Source organism: Acidobacteriota bacterium (genome assembly GCA_018268895.1).
Classification (GTDB): domain Bacteria; phylum Acidobacteriota; class Terriglobia; order Terriglobales; family Acidobacteriaceae; genus Edaphobacter.
The window spans coordinates 402807-419851 of the sequence record JAFDVP010000001.1; the positions used below are offsets into that span (position 1 = coordinate 402807).

18 protein-coding genes are annotated in these 17045 nt (G+C 59.1%); 9 read left to right on the forward strand and 9 right to left on the reverse strand.

Annotated features, from left to right (window positions below; all coding sequences use genetic code 11):
• Window positions 1–24 precede the first annotated feature (24 nt).
• Window positions 25–1413, reverse strand: a complete 1389-nt coding sequence (locus tag JSS95_01745; protein ID MBS1798527.1) for a dipeptidase — start codon at window positions 1411–1413, stop codon at window positions 25–27.
• Between the two features lie 244 nt (window positions 1414–1657).
• Here JSS95_01745 and gnd point away from each other — a divergent pair, with 244 nt between their 5' ends.
• Window positions 1658–3118 carry a decarboxylating NADP(+)-dependent phosphogluconate dehydrogenase gene (gene gnd, locus JSS95_01750; protein MBS1798528.1) on the forward strand — a complete coding sequence of 487 codons (1461 nt, stop codon included), beginning with the start codon at window positions 1658–1660 and terminating at the stop codon, window positions 3116–3118.
• Window positions 3119–3218: 100 nt separating this feature from the next.
• On the opposite strand, the gene JSS95_01755 is transcribed toward gnd, so the two are convergent.
• Window positions 3219–3491 (reverse strand): hypothetical protein, encoded by a 273-nt coding sequence (locus JSS95_01755; GenBank protein ID MBS1798529.1) that lies wholly within the window; start codon window positions 3489–3491, stop codon window positions 3219–3221.
• A gap of 184 nt (window positions 3492–3675) precedes the next feature.
• A complete protein-coding gene (locus JSS95_01760) occupies window positions 3676–3852 on the reverse strand; it encodes a hypothetical protein (protein MBS1798530.1) in 177 nt (58 codons plus the stop codon).
• A 253-nt stretch (window positions 3853–4105) separates the two neighbouring features.
• On the opposite strand from JSS95_01760, the gene JSS95_01765 reads away from it, so the two are divergent.
• On the forward strand, window positions 4106–4492 hold the full coding sequence (locus tag JSS95_01765) for an iron-sulfur cluster assembly accessory protein (GenBank protein MBS1798531.1): 387 nt from the start codon (window positions 4106–4108) through the stop codon (window positions 4490–4492).
• A 146-nt stretch (window positions 4493–4638) separates the two neighbouring features.
• Complete coding sequence (locus JSS95_01770) at window positions 4639–5838, forward strand: type II secretion system F family protein (protein MBS1798532.1); 1200 nt, start codon at window positions 4639–4641, stop codon at window positions 5836–5838.
• Window positions 5839–6012: 174 nt separating this feature from the next.
• Here JSS95_01770 and JSS95_01775 read toward each other — a convergent pair whose 3' ends face one another.
• Both JSS95_01775 and JSS95_01780 read right to left on the reverse strand, forming a co-directional pair.
• Complete coding sequence (locus JSS95_01775; GenBank protein ID MBS1798533.1) at window positions 6013–6945, reverse strand: cupin-like domain-containing protein; 933 nt, start codon at window positions 6943–6945, stop codon at window positions 6013–6015.
• 237 nt (window positions 6946–7182) lie between these two features.
• Window positions 7183–7743 carry a DUF308 domain-containing protein gene (locus JSS95_01780; GenBank protein MBS1798534.1) on the reverse strand — a complete coding sequence of 187 codons (561 nt, stop codon included), beginning with the start codon at window positions 7741–7743 and terminating at the stop codon, window positions 7183–7185.
• A gap of 302 nt (window positions 7744–8045) precedes the next feature.
• Here JSS95_01780 and JSS95_01785 point away from each other — a divergent pair, with 302 nt between their 5' ends.
• The 6 genes from JSS95_01785 to JSS95_01810 are packed head-to-tail and all read left to right on the forward strand — an operon-like array spanning window position 8046 to window position 13733.
• Window positions 8046–9680, forward strand: coding sequence for a type II/IV secretion system protein (locus tag JSS95_01785; protein ID MBS1798535.1), 1635 nt, complete (start codon window positions 8046–8048; stop codon window positions 9678–9680).
• 48 nt (window positions 9681–9728) lie between these two features.
• The gene (locus tag JSS95_01790) at window positions 9729–10754 is read left to right on the forward strand and encodes a hypothetical protein (GenBank protein ID MBS1798536.1); all 1026 of its coding nucleotides are present in this window, start codon (window positions 9729–9731) and stop codon (window positions 10752–10754) included.
• Window positions 10754–11503, forward strand: coding sequence for a PilN domain-containing protein (locus tag JSS95_01795; protein MBS1798537.1), 750 nt, complete (start codon window positions 10754–10756; stop codon window positions 11501–11503). The genes JSS95_01790 and JSS95_01795 overlap by 1 nt, the downstream gene beginning before the upstream one ends.
• Window positions 11504–11508: 5 nt before the next feature.
• Window positions 11509–12195 carry a hypothetical protein gene (locus tag JSS95_01800; GenBank protein ID MBS1798538.1) on the forward strand — a complete coding sequence of 229 codons (687 nt, stop codon included), beginning with the start codon at window positions 11509–11511 and terminating at the stop codon, window positions 12193–12195.
• Entirely contained in the window at window positions 12192–12788 is a 597-nt protein-coding gene (locus JSS95_01805; protein MBS1798539.1) for a hypothetical protein, read from the forward strand. The genes JSS95_01800 and JSS95_01805 overlap by 4 nt, the downstream gene beginning before the upstream one ends.
• 12 nt (window positions 12789–12800) lie before the next feature.
• Window positions 12801–13733 (forward strand): type II secretion system protein, encoded by a 933-nt coding sequence (locus JSS95_01810; protein ID MBS1798540.1) that lies wholly within the window; start codon window positions 12801–12803, stop codon window positions 13731–13733.
• A 7-nt stretch (window positions 13734–13740) separates the two neighbouring features.
• Here the strand turns inward: JSS95_01810 and JSS95_01815 are convergent, their stop codons facing one another.
• The 4 genes from JSS95_01815 to JSS95_01830 all read right to left on the reverse strand — a co-directional run bounded on the left by JSS95_01815 (window position 13741) and on the right by JSS95_01830 (window position 16919).
• Window positions 13741–14100, reverse strand: a complete 360-nt coding sequence (locus JSS95_01815) for a VOC family protein (GenBank protein ID MBS1798541.1) — start codon at window positions 14098–14100, stop codon at window positions 13741–13743.
• Window positions 14101–14422: 322 nt separating this feature from the next.
• Window positions 14423–14767: an MmcQ/YjbR family DNA-binding protein gene (locus JSS95_01820; protein MBS1798542.1), complete on the reverse strand. Its 345-nt coding sequence runs from the start codon at window positions 14765–14767 to the stop codon at window positions 14423–14425.
• 18 nt (window positions 14768–14785) lie between these two features.
• Window positions 14786–16372 (reverse strand): DHA2 family efflux MFS transporter permease subunit, encoded by a 1587-nt coding sequence (locus JSS95_01825; GenBank protein ID MBS1798543.1) that lies wholly within the window; start codon window positions 16370–16372, stop codon window positions 14786–14788.
• Window positions 16373–16583: 211 nt separating this feature from the next.
• A complete protein-coding gene (locus JSS95_01830) occupies window positions 16584–16919 on the reverse strand; it encodes a hypothetical protein (protein ID MBS1798544.1) in 336 nt (111 codons plus the stop codon).
• Window positions 16920–17045 lie beyond the last annotated feature (126 nt).

Below are 17045 nucleotides of genomic sequence, written 5' to 3' on the forward strand. Positions count from 1 at the left end.
ACCTCCAGCCCGCGCGATGTCTCCCTACTTTTTCGCTACGTCCGACTCAATCGCCGGAGTCCCCTTCAACTCCCGCGCCCGTTGTTCCACTGCGCGCATCACACGCAGCAGATTGCCCCCATAGATCTTCTTGATGTCCTGAGCGGAGTAGCCCTTTTCAAGCAAAGCCCGCGTCAGGGCAGGGAACTTGTTATAAGAATCAAGGTCCGGCGGGACGCAGCTCACGCCATCGAAGTCCGTGCCGATGCCGACATGGTCGATGCCGCCAACCTTGACTCCGTGATCGATCTGGGCCACAACATCCGCCAGCGTTGCGGGAGGAACCTTCTCTTTGAACTCGGCCTGTAGCTTCTCCATCGCAGCCGCTTTAGCGGCAGGGTCCTCGATCTTGCGCGCAGCCGCATACTGGTCGCGCATCGACGCCCGCACCGACTTCGACTCGTCGTAGTAGCGCTCCGAAAGAAACTCGCAGCCGAAGTTAATCTGCATGACGCCCCCCTTCGCCGCCAGTGCCTTAATCATCTCGTCAGTCATGTTGCGCGTGTAGTTCACAACGGCCCGGCACCCCGAATGCGATGCAATCAGCGGTGCCGTCGAGGTTTCAAGCGCATCCCAGAATGTCTTGTCCGCGGTGTGAGAGATATCGACCATCATGCCGAGGCGGTTCATCTCTCGCACGACATCTTTGCCAAACGGTGTAAGCCCATTGTGGTGCGCCACCTTGGGGTTGTCGGCATCGCCCTGGGAGTCGGCCCAATTGTTTGTGTTGAAGTGCGTCAGCGTCATATAGCGCACACCGAGCGCATAGTAGTCCCGCAGCAGCCGCAGCGAATCCTCGATGGCATGGCCGCCCTCAATGCCCATCAGTGCCGCGATCCTATGCTCCTTGTGGGCGCGAACAATGTCCGCTGCTGTTGTCGCAAAGACGAACTCGTTCGGGTGCTTGGCGATGACGTCGGTCCGCACGGTGTCGATCATCTGCAGAGCGCGATTGGCGGAGTGGTTCCCGTTGACGTAGTCCGCGCTCACGTACACGGCAAAAAACTCCGCCCCAAGAAACCCCTTCATGCGCGGCAGGTCAGTCTCACCCTCCTTGTTTGGCGTGGCAATGTCGTAGCCATCCACCGTGAGCGATGGAATGTCGTTATGCGTGTCGATCAGGATGGCGTCGCGCGTAATGCGATCGACCTCTGCCTGCGTGACCTTGCGCTGCTGCGCGGCAAGGGGAAGTGCAACGAGCGAGAGAACGGCAAAGCTGTACACATGGCGGCTAATCGGCAAGGCGAAACCTCTTCCGTTGAAGTGAGTACCTTCCACAATAAAAGCAAAACGTCTGTCTGAGGCGGGCGCGGAAGAAAAGATATCTGCTCGCCAAAAGATTTCTCTCTGGAACAATCGTTCGTGCAATTCCATGGTGAATCGATAAGGTTCTCGTTTCAGTGCCGATTCGTAAGCGCTTCAGTTGACAGTGGTAGAACCTGTTGGCTAAAGTCGCAATCTAACGGGTTCCGCGAAAAGAACAACGCATAAACGGGGCATCGAGCTTTGAAAGCGAAGCCTCCGCGGGGCCGTCTATGCAACATCATGCAGGTATATTCCAACTAAGACCACATTGTGGAGCAGTTGCCGGAGTTGATCTCCCGCACGGAGGAGTTTGATGTCTGAAGGAACTTGCGATATCGGTTTGGTGGGTTTGGCGGTCATGGGCCAGAACCTGGTTCTTAACATGAATGACCATGGCTATAAGGTTGCGGTCTTCAATCGGACGACCTCGAAGGTCGATGACTTCGTCAACAACGAGGCCAAGGGAACTCAGGTTGTCGGCGCACACTCGGCAGAGGAACTATGCAAGCTCTTGAAGCGCCCTCGCCGCGTCATGCTGATGGTCAAGGCCGGTGACGTCGTCGACCAGACGATTGAACATGTGCTGCCCTATCTCGAGAAGGGCGACATCATCATCGATGGCGGAAACTCGCTCTTCACCGACACCAACCGTCGCACCAAAGAGCTCGCCGACAAAGGCATCCTGTTCATCGGCACCGGCGTGTCGGGCGGAGAAGAAGGGGCCCGTTTCGGCCCATCGATCATGCCCGGAGGAAACGCCGCTGCCTGGCCTCACGTAAAGGAGATCTTCCAGGCCATCTCGGCCAAGGTCGAAGACGGCACTCCGTGCTGCGACTGGGTCGGCCAGGATGGCGCCGGCCACTACGTGAAGATGGTGCACAACGGCATCGAGTACGGCGACATCCAGCTCATCTGCGAGGCATATCAGCTCTTGAAGGAAGCGCTCGGCCTCTCCGCCGACGAACTTGCAGAGATCTTCGCCGAGTGGAACAAGGGCGAACTGGACAGCTACCTCATCGAGATCACCGCCGAGATCTTCGCCAAGAAGGACGACGACGGCAAGCCTCTGATCGACAAGATCCTCGACACCGCCGGACAGAAGGGAACCGGAAAATGGACCGCAATCTCCGCGCTCGATCTTGGTCAGCCGGTTACGCTGATCGGCGAGAGCGTCTTTGCGCGCTGCCTGTCGGCGCTCAAGGACGAGCGAGTTGCGGCTTCCAAAGTCCTCGAAGGGCCGAAGAAGGTCCTTACCGTCTCCGAGAAGAAGGAGTTCATCGAAGACGTTCGTCGCGCTCTCTACTGCTCCAAGATGGTCAGCTACGCTCAGGGTTACATGCTGCTGCGCGCGGTTGAGAAGGAGCAGAACTGGGACCTGAACATGGGCGGCATCGCGCTGATGTGGCGCGGCGGCTGCATCATCCGCAGTGTCTTCCTGGGCAATATCAAGGCGGCGTTCGACAAGAACCCCAAACTCGAGAACCTGCTGCTCGACGGCTTCTTCTCCGGCGCGTTGAACAAATACGGCTGGTCGTGGCGCAAGGCCGTCATCCACGCCATCGAGATCGGCATCCCCATGCCGGCCTTCTCAACCGCGCTCTCCTTCTACGATGGCTACCGGACAGCGAGCCTTCCTGCAAACCTGTTGCAGGCTCAACGCGACTTCTTCGGTGCGCATACCTACGAGCGTGTCGACAAGCCGCGCGGCGAGTTCTTCCACACCAACTGGACAGGCCGTGGTGGAAGAGTGTCGTCAACCACCTATAACGCGTAAACGAGAGACGTCCCAACAGACAAAGGGCGGGCCATGGCGGCTCGCCCTTCTGTTCAGCTCATCAGGCCTGGGCTCCTGATATCTCTAAAATTCTTTCGAGTTACTGCAAACGCTGCCAGGCGTCGTAGGTAAAGATGCCCACAATGGCAACCGTCATCGCGGCTGCTGCAACACCCAGCACACGAACGATGGGTTGAATCTGGTTGACCTTCCGAACGATCTCGTTCTGTTCGTGTTGTTCATGAGATTCGGTATCGCTCAGAAAGAGTTGGTCTTCTTCATAACGTGTAAGTTGACCGCGGTAAGCGAGTAGCGCGAGAAAACAGGCTGCCACTACTCCCCAGATGATGAGCATGATTGGAATTGCACTCATAGATGCTTCCTCCACCCTTAAGGGTCGAACGACATTGGGCGATCCCGGAACTGGCGGGTACGGGCCGGCAGCATGCTCGTATCGACAGCGGGGGTAGCCGTCCGACGGAATCATACGCCTGCCGGGAAACAATGAACCAGCTTTTTACAACCAACGAACTCAGGAAGTGACAGTTCGGCGCCTCCTAGTGACGGGCCAGCAGGTAGATAGCGATACCTGCAATCGCCGCCACCAGCAGGATGACCAGACCCATCAAAGTAGCGATAAACTTCGCCGCGCGATCCCGCGCCTCCGCAGAGGGCTGCGTGATGCCAAAGGTATTGATAAAGGCATTTGCGAGAAAGAGCAGCGGTTTCATCATCTTCCATTCCAGACCTGCGCCATGTTTTTGCGGTCGTTTGTTGCACCTGCATCCCCTTACAGGGTGGCGCATCTATTTAAGATATCAGGCAGATTCCGCTATGGAACAGTTGCCTGGCAGCTCGGTAGCGGGATCGGCTCGGTTTTGTTAAGGGCACGGCTTCAGCCATGCCGCAAAGACCTGGTGGTTTTCGACTTGCTCCTCCCAATAGCTGGGGCATACACTTAAGAAGGTTCTGAATTAAGGAGATTCAATGTCTACTGCAACCGTTACCCCTACCGCTGAAGTTGTTACCGGTGCCCCTGTTTCGACGCAGCCGGTCACCCTTACCCCTGCGGCAATCGCCAAGGTGAAGGAGATCATGGGCGGGCAGGATCCGGTTCCAGCCGGCCTGCGGATCGGCGTTGTAGGCGGTGGCTGCTCCGGCTTCCAGTACTCCATGTCGTTCGAAAACCAGGCTGGCATGATGGACAAGGTCTATAAGTTCGACGATCTGAAGGTCTTCGTCGACGCCACCTCGGCCATGTATCTGCAAAACTGCACGGTCGACTACGTGGAAACCCTCGAAGCGGCGGGCTTCAAGTTTGAGAATGCAGCCGTGAAGTCAACCTGCGGTTGCGGATCCAGCTTCAGCGTCTGAATGATTGAACGCTTTGATCGAAGCGGGGCCCCGGCGATGCCGGGGCTTTTTGCTGCCCTAAAAGTGCAAGCGGCGAATCTGTTACGTCAACGTCTAAGATTGGGACAAGGCAATATCCTGCTGACAGGAGCTTTTAATCACACGGTATGAATGAGTTTGTCGTTCGGCTGTCGGATGAGCGGGGTCGCATTCAGGAGCAGACCTATTCGGCTGCGACCGCCGAGGAGCTGCGCGCGCGCTTCACCCAGGCAGGCTACTATGTCTACTCGGTCAAGGCGAAGGGCGCACTGTCTTCCGCCGGACGCAAAAAGGTCAAACTCGATAACTTCCTCATCTTCAACCAGCAGTTTCTGACGCTCATCCGCGCCGGCCTTCCCATTCTCGGTTCGCTGGAGTTGCTGGGACGGCGGCAGAAGGTGGCGCACTTTCGCGCTCAGCTTGAAGACGTCGCCGCGCGCGTAAAAACCGGCGAGTCGATCTCTCAGGCATTCGAGGCGCAGGGCGGGTTCCCGGTCGTCTACACGACCACGCTTCTGGCAGGGGAGCGCTCAGGCAACCTCGAGGAGGTCCTCGATCGCTACCTCAGCTTTCAGCGTGTCTCCCTCACCTTCCGCAAGAAGTTAAAGGCGAGCCTAATCTACCCGGCTCTACTGGTCATCGTCGTTATAGGGCTGTTTATTTTTCTCATCACATTTGTCGTCCCACGTTTCGCGCAGCTCTATGAGCAGCTCGGAACGCAGCTTCCTGCGTTGACGACTTTTCTCCTCAGTCTCGGCCAGAACGCCCAGCGCTACGGCATCTACTTCGCAGCCGTGCTCGGCGGTCTCGGCTTCCTCTTCTACCGCTGGACAAAGACCGATGCAGGGGCCAACGCTGTGGACAGAGTGCGCATCGGTCTTCCAATCTTTGGCCCTGTCTGGCTCAAGTACCAGGTAGGACTCTTCTCTCGCACGCTCTCCACTCTGCTGACCGGCGGCCTTCCCCTGGTCCCCTCGTTGGAGACGGCCGCCAAATCCATCGACTCGCGCCAGGTTGCGAATGCCGTCTTCAAGTCGGTAGAGACCGTCCGCGAGGGCAAAGGCCTTGCAAGAAGCCTAGAACAGACAAAGGCATTCCCTGAACTTGCAATCGAGATGATTGAGGTCGGCGAATCGACCGGAGCGCTCCCGCAGATGTTGAACTCCGTGGCGGAGTTCTTTGAAGAAGATGTCCAGACCAACCTGACTGCGGCAATGAGCCTGATCGAGCCGCTGATCCTCATCGTCATGGGCGTTGTGGTCGTAACAATTTTGATTGCCCTCTATCTGCCCATCTTCAGCCTAAGCGCCGGTGGAACAACAAACTAGAGCAGTTTCCCTTGAGGTGCAATCGCCCGTTTTATATCAGCCCAGGCCGAAGGCCTGGGTCACTGGCAAATCACGCACTGAGGGCTGAAGGTCCGCCCCAAGAACCCTTCAAATATAGAAATGCCCGCCAAGGTTCATCTTCGGCGGGCATTTTATTCATTGGGGACAGCACAGTCAGCGAGCGCGCACCGGATTCCCCTTCAACTTATGGACAAACCGGTTGGCGGCTCGCGCCGGGGCATACGTCACCGCCATGAAGGTATTCTTCATTCCATCGCTCAGCGCCGATTCAAAAGGCGGGCGCGGATTGAAGTTGAGGGGCTTCAGAAACCGGCGCAGGTAATGATTCGCGCGGTAGATGTTGCCCCGCTCTGAGTCGTGCCATGTGAAGTTCACGCTCAACGAGACGGAGATATTGTTGTCGTTCTTCAACCAGTGCGGCCAGTTGATCGGAATATGGACACCGTTGCCCGGCTCAAGCTGGTACGACGTCGCCCTGTCCTGCAACTCCGGCTTGTACCGGGGAGCGTTGTTGTCCACCGTCCAGAAACGCTCAATCTCCTCCTGCGGCAACACCTCGCTGTCCTTGCTGTCGAAGATATGAATCACCTTCGAGCCATGAATCTGGAGCAGGAAGTTGCACTCGCGGTCGATGTGGTAAGTTGTTACCCGATTCGGCGACGTAATAAAAATCAGCGCATCTTTTACCCGAATGACTTTCTTGAAGTCCACTCCGCTCAGATCCGAGAACTCCGACATGCACTGGTCGTAGACCGCCGCATATTCAGGGTCGTGCTGTGCCTGGTGTATGGCGATCCATGCGCCATTGTTCTCAATCCTGTCCAGTGCCTCGTCCAGCGGGGGAGCCGGTGCAAACTCATCCCACCGGGCTCCGATTGCAACATCCTTGCCGGCGTCGTAGTAGAGATCCTGCTTATGGGTCCGCTGCGTCTCTTTGGCCAGCTCCATCAAGCGGGGCAGCTTGAACAAAGGGTGCTCCGAAAGTTTGTGATGGAACATGAATGCTTCGCGATTGAACTTTTGCGGAAACTCAGCGCTCGGAATAATTGTTTGTGCGGAAGAGGTTGCCTCTGTCAGAACCGGCATAACCGTACACTCCTTCGAAATCGTCGTTCTAGGGCCCAGGGGAGGTGACCTTAATGTCTCACAGTCGTTCATCGCTTGTTAAGCAAGTACCCTGCATCTAAAGTCGTGTGGCGATACTGCGATATCGCCATTGAGTGGTCTGAAACGTGCTCAACAAACTCCCGAATCGAAGAGTGCATTTTGTCTTGCGAGCTGGAATCTCTCTCCAGATAGATCAGGATCGATGTGGCAATTTGTCTAAGCAGTCGCCTTTAAAATCCTCTTTGCGCTCATTGCCAGCATCAACCGAGAAAATCCGCTCAAGAGCATACTGATTCCCACCAGCGTTCCAATGGCCCATACCGAACTGAAGGGCCACGACCTCCAGATCATGAACGCGAGGATAAACGTGATCAAACCATCCACCAGCAACCACCCGGCTCCGTTGCGGGGCCTTACCTGGAAGAACTGAACCACCTCGAAGACTGCCTCGAAAAACAGGTAGAAGGCAAGCAGAAGCGTCAGCGAAGCCAGCCCCGCAAGCGGGTGGGCGATCAGATAGAATCCGGCCGCCAGGTAGACGAGGCCGGCAAGCAGCTCCCACAGCAGGCTCCCTTTCGTATGCGTTTTGAACGCGAAGACGATGTGGGTGATGCCGCTGACAATCATCGCCCAGCCGACAAAGATGGCGACCCCGATACCTCCAACAAAAGGGATCATCAATGTAAAAAATCCCGCCAGAATCAGCAGGATGCTGAGGAAGATCGACCAGTTGACAGTTTTACGCGCGAAATCGTGCATCGTTGCGGCGCTGCTCATCAGAGAGTCCTCCAAAAGATGTAGATTTTCGGGGCCTTATAAATCGGAAAATCAGCTGCGACAGATAGTACGATAAAACAAAGCTGCTATGTATAGCCCTCTGAATGTGCCTGTAAAATGATTGGCGTTGCCATGTAATTTGTTGCAGTTACGGGCCCATGCGCTTCCTTCCCTGGTATCGGCAAATGGGGCTGAGCAGGTTAAGGTCCATAGAGGGTCATTCCTTTAGCACCCGATCGTCTGCAAGATGTGTTCGGAAGCAGGAATGAGTAACGGTTAGGCAGCACGGGAGTCTTACGGATATGGCGAATATTCCGCTGGCAATTCCGGTAGGGGAGCTGGGTGTCGACGAGTTCGAGCGCGCCCAAACCCTTGCGCGCCGGTATCATGCCGAGTTTGTCGATCTGAAGAACTTCAAGATTCAGCACGACCTCTTCAAGCGCGTTCCCGTCGACATGATGTTCCGCTACAGCTTCGTCCCGCTGGAGCAGGTAGGGCAACGACTGGCGATCGCCGTCTCCGACCCCTCGCGGCTGATGGTGCTCGACGAGATCTCCGGCCTGCTCGGTACCCGTCTCGAAACCCGCGTCGCCACCCTCTCGCAGATTAACGAGTTGCTCAAAAAGACCGAGCAATCCCAGCGTGTGCTCGACGAGGCCAGCGAAGGCCTCGCTTTCGACGTCCTCTCCAGCGAGGACAACGCCGACGAGAACATCTCCATCGAGCGCCTCACCAGCGAAGACGACATCTCGCCGATCATCCGCCTGGTCGACACCACGATCTTTACCGCTCTTGAACGCCGCGCCTCCGACATCCACCTCGAGACCTTCGACGACTCGCTCCTCGTCAAATACCGCATCGACGGTGTGCTGCAGCAGGCGATGGCGCCCATCGCGCGAGAGCATCACCAGACGATCCTCTCCCGCATCAAGGTCATGAGCGAACTCGACATCGCCGAACGCCGCGTCCCGCAAGACGGCCGTTTCCGTGTTCGCTACAAAGGCCGCCTGATCGACTTCCGCGTCTCGATCATGCCCACCGTGCATGGTGAAAACGCCGTGCTCCGCGTGCTCGACAAGGAGTCGATGTCGGAGAAGTTCACCAAGCTCTCGCTCGACGTCGTCGGCTTCGCCGAACGCGACCTCGAACGCTTCCGCCGCTACATCAAGGAGCCCTACGGCATGGTGCTCGTCACCGGCCCCACCGGCTCCGGCAAGACGACCACACTCTACGCCGCGCTCAATGAGATCAAGTCGGAAGAGGACAAGATCATCACCATTGAGGACCCGGTCGAGTACCAGATTCGCGGCATCACGCAGATTCCTGTCAACGAGAAGAAGGGCCTCACCTTCGCCCGCGGACTGCGCTCCATCCTCCGCCACGATCCCGACAAGATCCTCGTCGGTGAGATCCGCGACGCGGAGACCGCGCAGATCGCCATCAACTCCGCGCTCACCGGCCACCTCGTCTTCACCACGGTCCATGCCAATAACGTGGTCGACGTCCTGGGCCGCTTCCTCAACATGGGCGTCGAGCCGTACAACTTCGTCTCCGCGTTGAACTGCATTCTGGCGCAGCGGCTGGTTCGTCAGGTCTGCGACTTCTGCGTGCGCGATGTGCGTTACGACGAAGCCACCCTGATCGCCAGCGGACTCGACGTCAATGAGTGGCGTGACTTCCGCTTCCGCGAGGGCGCGGGCTGCATCGAATGCGGCGGCACAGGCTACCGTGGCCGCTCCGCCATCCACGAGTTGCTTGAGCTGGACGACGAAATCCGCGAGATGCTCCTGGCGAAAAAGCCGGGAAGCGAGATTCGCAAGAAGGCGCGCGACAAAGGAATGGCCTTCCTGCGCGACTCCGCGCTTGAGCGCGTCAGGGCAGGCATCACCACGCTCAAAGAGATCAACAAAGTCACGTTTATTGAAGCGGGACGCTAACCGCAGATCGCGGTTTCTATGGCGGAGAACAGGATAAGCTGAGACGGAATGGAGATTCTTCCGAAAAATCTTGGAACCAGGCCCCGGCTGGCCGTGGAGATCAAACCTGAAGGTGTGATCGCCGCCCGCGCCGAGGATGCTGCCGCCGTATTGACGGCTGTCGAGGAACGCCCCCTGCCGCCTGGCACCTTTACCGTTGGCCTGAAGCACGGCAGCATCGCCGACCGCGCGCGCATGACCTCCGCGCTCCGCGAGGCGCTTGACGCGGTTGCCAACCGTGGCGGCGAGCGCATGCGTTACGTCACGCTCGTCGTTCCCGACGCGACCACCCGCGTCCTCCTGCTCGACTTTGACGAACTGCCGGACAAGCCTGCCGAGGCGCTTCCCATCGTCCGCTTCCGCCTGAAGAAGCTCGTCCCGTTCGACGTCGACCACGCCATGGTCAGCTATCAAACAATGTCCGCTGAGCAGGGAGTCGTCCGCGTCCTCGCCATCGCCATGCCCGGCGATGTGCTCGCAGAGTACGAGGGCATCGTCACTGCCGCGGGCTACATCCCCGGGGCCGTGCTTCCCTCAACCCTTGCAGCGCTCGCTGCACTCGATGAACAGACGTCGCCGGTGCTTGTCGTGAACGCCGGCCAGGGCAGTGTCACCACCGCCATCGTGCGCGGCGAGACCCTCTTGCTGCACCGCGCTCTGGAGTTGGCTGCCGATCCCGATCATCCTGATGCACATGCTGCGGAATATCCCGCAGGTTACGAGCGCATCGAAGCCGAAGCCCGCATGGAGGCAAGGGTCGTCGAAGACGCAGCGGCATACATGACGCAGCGTGAGATCGCGCAGTCCGTCAGCGTGGCGGCCGCGTACTTTGAAGACACCCTCGCTTCCACTCCGCAGGAGATCGTCGTCGCCGGTACCATCGGGGCCGATGGCCTCAGGTCACTGCTCGAAGAGAACGGCATCTCCGGCCTGAAGGCGCGCGAGATGGTCGGCGTCGATGCGCTGTCTTCCGGGGCATCCGGCCGTGTGCCGCGCGGATGGATAGCTGGCGTCAGAGGAGCATTGAGAAACTGATGCGTATCTCCGTCAATCTGGCGACGCGCCCCTTCGTTGAGCTTCGACCGTTGTTCGCAAAGCTGCGGCTGGTGGCCGTTGGCCTGGCCCTGCTTGCAGTCGTCCTCGGTCTGACGCTCCGCTCGCTCAATGCCAGGGCGCGCACCGCCGAAGCCCAGATGAATGCGCTCAAGGCCCGGACGCTCGGCTATCAGCAGGAGCGTCAGCGCAACGAGGCCCGTATGCGCCAGCCGCAGAACATGGCCGTCCTCGAGCGCAGCCAGTTCCTCAACGCGCTCTTTGCCGCCAAGAGCTTCAGTTGGACCGCCGTCATGATGGACCTCGAGCGCGTCCTTCCATCCGGCGTCCAGGTCACCAGTATTGAGCCGGCGACCTCCAAGACCGGCGAGGTCAGCATTCGCCTGCGCGTCAGCGGCGACCGTGATCGCACCGTGGAACTGGTGCGCAACCTCGAGCACTCGCAGCGCTTCATCAATCCCCGGATTGCAACAGAACAGACACAGGCTCAGGAGACAAGCGGCCGCGTCGGCTTCCAGCCGGCTGCGCCCGGGGCGGTCGAGTTCGACATCCTCAGCGGATACAACCCCCTGGCCACGGAGACAGCCAGGGCATCGAAGGACGCCGCGAAGGAAGACACTGCTGCGAGTGACGCAGCGACCTCGGCCACTCCCCTCACGGCGCCTCGTCGCGCTCGCGGAGCAAAGGCTGCTCCCCCGAAACAACGGCACCTGATTGGCGGTGCGCGATGACGACCATGTCACGGACCGCAGCTGTGACACAGAGCATTCAGGGGGTCTCCGACCGTACCCGCCGCCTCATCACCCGGCGCAACATCTATTACTCCGCAGTGGCCGTGCTTGCCGCGCTTAATCTTTACCTTCTAGCCCAGATGGCGGTTGCCTGGCGCGCGGCGAACAGCGAGAACGCCGACGCGCTCGCCCAGCAGACCGTCGCCATGAAGACCGCTGAGATCTCCAAAAAGCCGCTCGAAGGCCTCGATGCCAAGCTGGAAGCTGCCACTGCCGACGCCGACAAGTTCTACGAGGCGCGTCTGCCCGTCGCCTACTCCGACGCTTATACCGAGCTTGGCGCACTCTCGAAGAAGCAGGGAGTCAAGCTCACCCGTGTGCAGTATGCGTATGCTCCCGTACTTGAAGGAGGCAAGACCCTCACCGAAGTCCGCATGGACGCCAGCCTGAACGGCGACTACCGCCCACTTGTGCTCTTCATGAACTCCGTTGAGCGCGACAAGATGTTCTTCCTCATCAGCGCCGTCACCTTGACCGGCCAGCAGAGCGGCACCGTGGGCCTGCGCCTGCGCCTCACCACCTACCTCCGTCCGCCTTCGTCCACGGATGCAAAGACCACCACGAGCGCTGCTCCCGCAAAAGACACCAACGCGGTTCCCGTAAAAGAGAACAACAGGAGCGCCGCGCGATGAAGATGACTCCTGACAACCAGAAGAAGGCCATCGCCATGGGCCTCTTTGCGCTGCTGGCCGGGGGCATTCTTTACTACCAGCTAAGCGACAGCAGCCCCGCTCCGCGTCCCGTCGCTCCCCCAGCTCAGACAACACCGCCCAGCGCGTCTGCTGAGCGCTCAGGCACCTCCGCGAAGAGCCTCGGCACAACCTCCGCCCAGCTCGATCCCACCTTGAAGATGGGGCCAATGCTTGTTGCGGAAAAGCTCGTCTACACCGGCAGCGGCAGAAACATCTTCTCCGCCAACTCTGTGCCCGTCGATATCCCCAGGCCCATTGCACCGGCAAGGCCGAAGACACCTGCTCTGCCAGTCATCATGGCCCCGCTGGGGCCACCTCCCCCTCCCCCTATCGACCTGAAGTTCTTCGGCACGGCTACCTCTGCAAACGGCAAGCGGCAGGCCTTCCTGCTGCACGGACAGGATGTCTTCCTCGCCACAGACGGCGAGATCGTCCAGCGGAAGTACCGCATTATCAGCGTCTCGGCCAACTCTGTCGTAGTGGAAGACATGGCCAACGATAACCGTCAGACCCTTCCGCTCGTCGGACGTTAAGAGATCCCCGCGATGTTGAAGAAGGACAGAACAAACAGCGGCAAAGGCGAAGAGGGCTTCATGCTCCTCGGTGCTGTCGTTCTCGTCTTCCTCGTCCTGCTGGCCCTCAGCATCGCCGCGCCCAGGGTCGCACGCGACCTCCGCCGCGATAAAGAGGTCGAAGCGATTCATCGCGGAAACGAATACGTTCAAGCTATCCGGCGCTATTACCTCAAGAACGGCCACTACCCCGGCAACATGGAGCAGCTCGAAAAATCGAACAACATCCGCTTTCTGCGTCAGAAGTACGTTGACCCGCTCACGGGGAAAGCCGACTGGCGGCTGATTCACCAGAACGAGGCGAAGACCACCGTCAAAGGCTTCTTCGGCCAGCCGCTCGCTGGGCTCCCGGGAAGCTCAGGCGGGCTGGGCTCGGCAGCATCCATGGTCTCCTCTGGGCAGGGAGGAGCCGCCACGGTCAGCTCTCCGGCTGGCAGCACGGGGCTCGGCAGCTCAGGCCCGGGCAGCTCTGGCCCAGGCAGCAGTTCAAACTCAGGTGGATTCAGCCTAAGCTCCGGCATGAGCAGCTCGCCTTCAACGGTTTCGGGTACCGGCAGCTCGTCGGCAACAGGATCCAGTTCATCCAGCGGGGTTAGCAGCCAGTCCGCTACCAGCTTTACCGGGGGGGGAGCACCGATCGTGGGTGTGGGTACCTCACGAACCGGCGATTCCATCACCATTCTGAATGAGCAGACTACCTACCAGACCTGGGAGTTTCTCTACGACCCGCGGATCGAGCAGATGAAGGCGAAGGCCGCCCTGCTCGGAGGCGCGCAGAACTCTGGCTTCGGCTCCAGCTCAGGAAGCGGCTTTGGCTCCGGGACCTCAACTCCCGGGGCGACGAGTCCGCTGGGCGGAGCTCCAACTACTCCCTCGCCGACCACGCCCAGCACGACCCCTCGCTAGCGCTGCCCTACTTCGGCTGCCACAAAGCGATATTTGCGCCGGTAGGGTCAACCAGCATCGAAAACCATCCGTGTCCTGGAACCTCCTGCTCGCGCATCATCACCGTTGCGCCCAGCGAGATCGCCTTGTCGGTCGCAGACTTTAGATTTTCGACGCCGATGTAAGGCAGCCATGCTTTCTGCGTAGGAGCGCCGGCCATGACAAAGATACCGCCTCCGGGACCGCTGGACGGCTTGAAGGTGGAGTAGGTGCCGGACGGCCCCATATCCACGTCGTCGAACTTCCATCCGCAGAGTGCGCCGTAAAAGCTCTTGGCCTTGGCAAGGTCCGTTGTGTTGAGTTCCAGATGTACGAAGGGTTGTGACATTTCGATTTCTCCTTGGAGATGTATTCCTGGCCGGGAGATGATGCTACGCGCCGCATGTGTTCGCTGAGTAGGGAACGCACCCTTCCGCGAAAGATTTGTGACGAGCGGAGAGAACGACGCGCGCGCATCTTCTCCATTCGAGGAGCGTAATGGCTCCCTGCTGTCAGCCTTCCGTCAGCAGTCTTAGGGCTGTCTTCTGATTGCTGTGCATGGTAAGACGTCATCGTGATGATAAGACGTCGTCATTCTGCTGAAGGCGAAGAATCCCTGTATTTGCTCACTGCCAACACTTTGACTGCAAGAGACCAATAAGAAAACTGCGCTACGTCTTCTTCGGCCTTCGCGTCGGCTGGTTCTTCCTGAGCCGGAGGTTATAGGCTGCCAGCAAAGCCCCGGCCAACACATCCTCGGACGCAGGTTTCAGACGGATATGGGTCATGCCCATCCTCCCCCACCCCCCTGCGATGGGAAGAAAGACCTCCGGCTGGTCTGCGATAAACGCCTCCTGCAGCTCGGGAGTCAGCATCAGGTTGCCGTAACCCTGTGTTTGCGAGGCTAGCGTAGCGAAGATGCGCCCTCCAACGCGGAAGTCAGGGGAGCCCATGTGTGAGCCCTCCTCGGTGCCTGCAAACGAAAGAGCGATACGGCGAAAATCGGAAGCGGTCATATGGTTATGATGTTGTGTCTAATGGGCCCCGGCCGGGCCCTTGCCCGGTTTGACCTTCTTCAGCATCCAGACGGCAAAGACGCAGAAGAAGCTCAGTAGCGAGAGCCAGCGGAAGACATCGACGAACGCCCAGCTTGAGGCCTGGCGCAGAAGCTCGCGGTAAAGTGTGGCTGCGGCGGGTGCGGCAGCGTTGGCGTGGCCGTAGGCGCCTGTCAGGTATCCTGTGGTGTTCTTGAGCGAATCCTGAAACTGCTGCCCTGTGCGTGGTACAGAGTTGACGATCAGGTTCTGGTGCACTGCTGCGCGCCGGATCAGTAGGGTTGAGGCGACTGAGATTCCGATGGATCCCCCGACGTTGCGCATCAGGTTGAAGAGACCGCTGGCGTTGCCGATCTGTTCGTTGGGAAGCGTGCCATAGGCGGCGGTGGTGATCGGGACAAAGACAAAGCTGAGGCCGAACCCCGTGATGAGGATTGGAACCAGGAGGGTGTCGGGCGAGATGGAGAGGGTGATCTCGCCGAAGTAAAAGGTCATCAGCCCGAAGAGGATGAAGCCGAACGTCAGCAGGTAACGGGGATCGACCTTATTGGAGAGATACCCAATGATCGGCATGCCGCAGATGGCCCCGATTCCGCGCGGGGCGACGACCAGGCCGGCCGTGAAGGCGGTATATCCCATTAGCTCCTGGTAGAAGAGGGGCAGTACCGTAACCGTCGAATAGATCGCCACGCCGAAGAGAAAGATCAGCAGGCAGCCGATCGCGAAGTTGCGGTTCTTCAGCACTTTGAGGTCGACAAGTGGATGCTTGTAGGTCCATGAGCCCCAGCACCACCACAAGAAGGCGGCGATCATGACAGGGAAGGCGATACGGATCCAGGTCGCTCCAAACCAATCATCCTCCTGTCCCTTGTCGAGGATGATCTGGAGAAGGCCGGTCCAGACAACGAGCGTGGCAAACCCCAGATTGTGGAAGGGTGGGACCTTCGCGTTCTTGATATACGGGGGGTCATGGACGAAGCGGGAGATCATAATCACCGCCAGAACACCCACCGGGATATTGATATAGAAGGCGTACCGCCAGGAGTAGGTGTCGGTGAGCCACCCACCCAGGGTCGGCCCGAGAACCGGAGCAACGACCACACCGAAGGCAAAGACAGCCGCCGCGGCTCCGCGTTTGGCTGGCGGAAACGACTCGAAGAGGATGGCTTGCGACAGCGGCTGCAGCGCGCCCCCTCCTGCCCCTTGAACGATCCGAGCCAGGAGCATGAAGCCGAGGGTGGGGGCGGCCCCGCAAGCGAAGCTGGCAATGGTGAAAATGATCACGCAGGCGACGAGGAAGTTCTTGCGTCCGAAGCGGAGCGAACACCAGTTGCTGGCAGGCAGAACGATGGCGTTGGCGACGAGGTAGCTGGTGAGCACCCAGGTCGCCTCGTCATTGGAGGCCGAGAGCGATCCGGCGATGTAGGGGAGGGCGACGGAGGCAATCGCCGTGTCCAACACCTCCATAAAGGTCGCCAGCATGACCGACGCGGCGATCAACCAGGGATTCACCCCTTGGGTGACTTCGGAGGAATGATCCTCAGGTACGGTTGCAGTGCTGGACATGGACGCCTTTCGGCTTCATCGATCTTCTGCTTAGGGTTGATCCTAATGCAGGTAGAAGCAGAATGGACGTTTCAGGATGCTTGCCAGACACTTTGACGATTTCTGGCACAAAAAATACGGCGCGCTCACCCAGGAGTCGCGCCGCGAGTGGAGAAAGTTTGCTTCCGGGCGGCAGGTCAGTGCCTGCCAGCCATCTAATAAAAGCAGAAGGCTATTGCCCACCGTAGTGCGGCGCATCGTAGTGGTGGCCGATGGCGTCGAATTCACCAGCGAGCGCATAGGATGCACTGCTGGAGCGCTGGGGCATCACGGGCTGGTTCCGGTGGGGGGTGGGTGCCCGGCGAATCTCCGGTGTGCGGCGGTAATCGAGATTCTCAAAACGACGCGTGGCGGTCAGGGTACTGCCGTCGTCGTTGCTCCAGGCGGAAAAACGGGTCACTGAGTTGGAAGAACAGCCTGCGAGCAGGCCGAAGAGGAGGCCAGTGAAACCGAGGGTGGCTACTTTGAGGAGACGGCGGGCAGTGCGGGCAGGCTTTCTGGAGGACATGTGAATCTCCCGAGGCGAAATGTCATTCAAAATGCAAGGCTTCAAGGACTTTCAATGGAGGAAGGTTAACTTCAATGGTTCTTGATGGCAATGACCAGATGGTGGCAGAACGTTACCGAGGGTTTG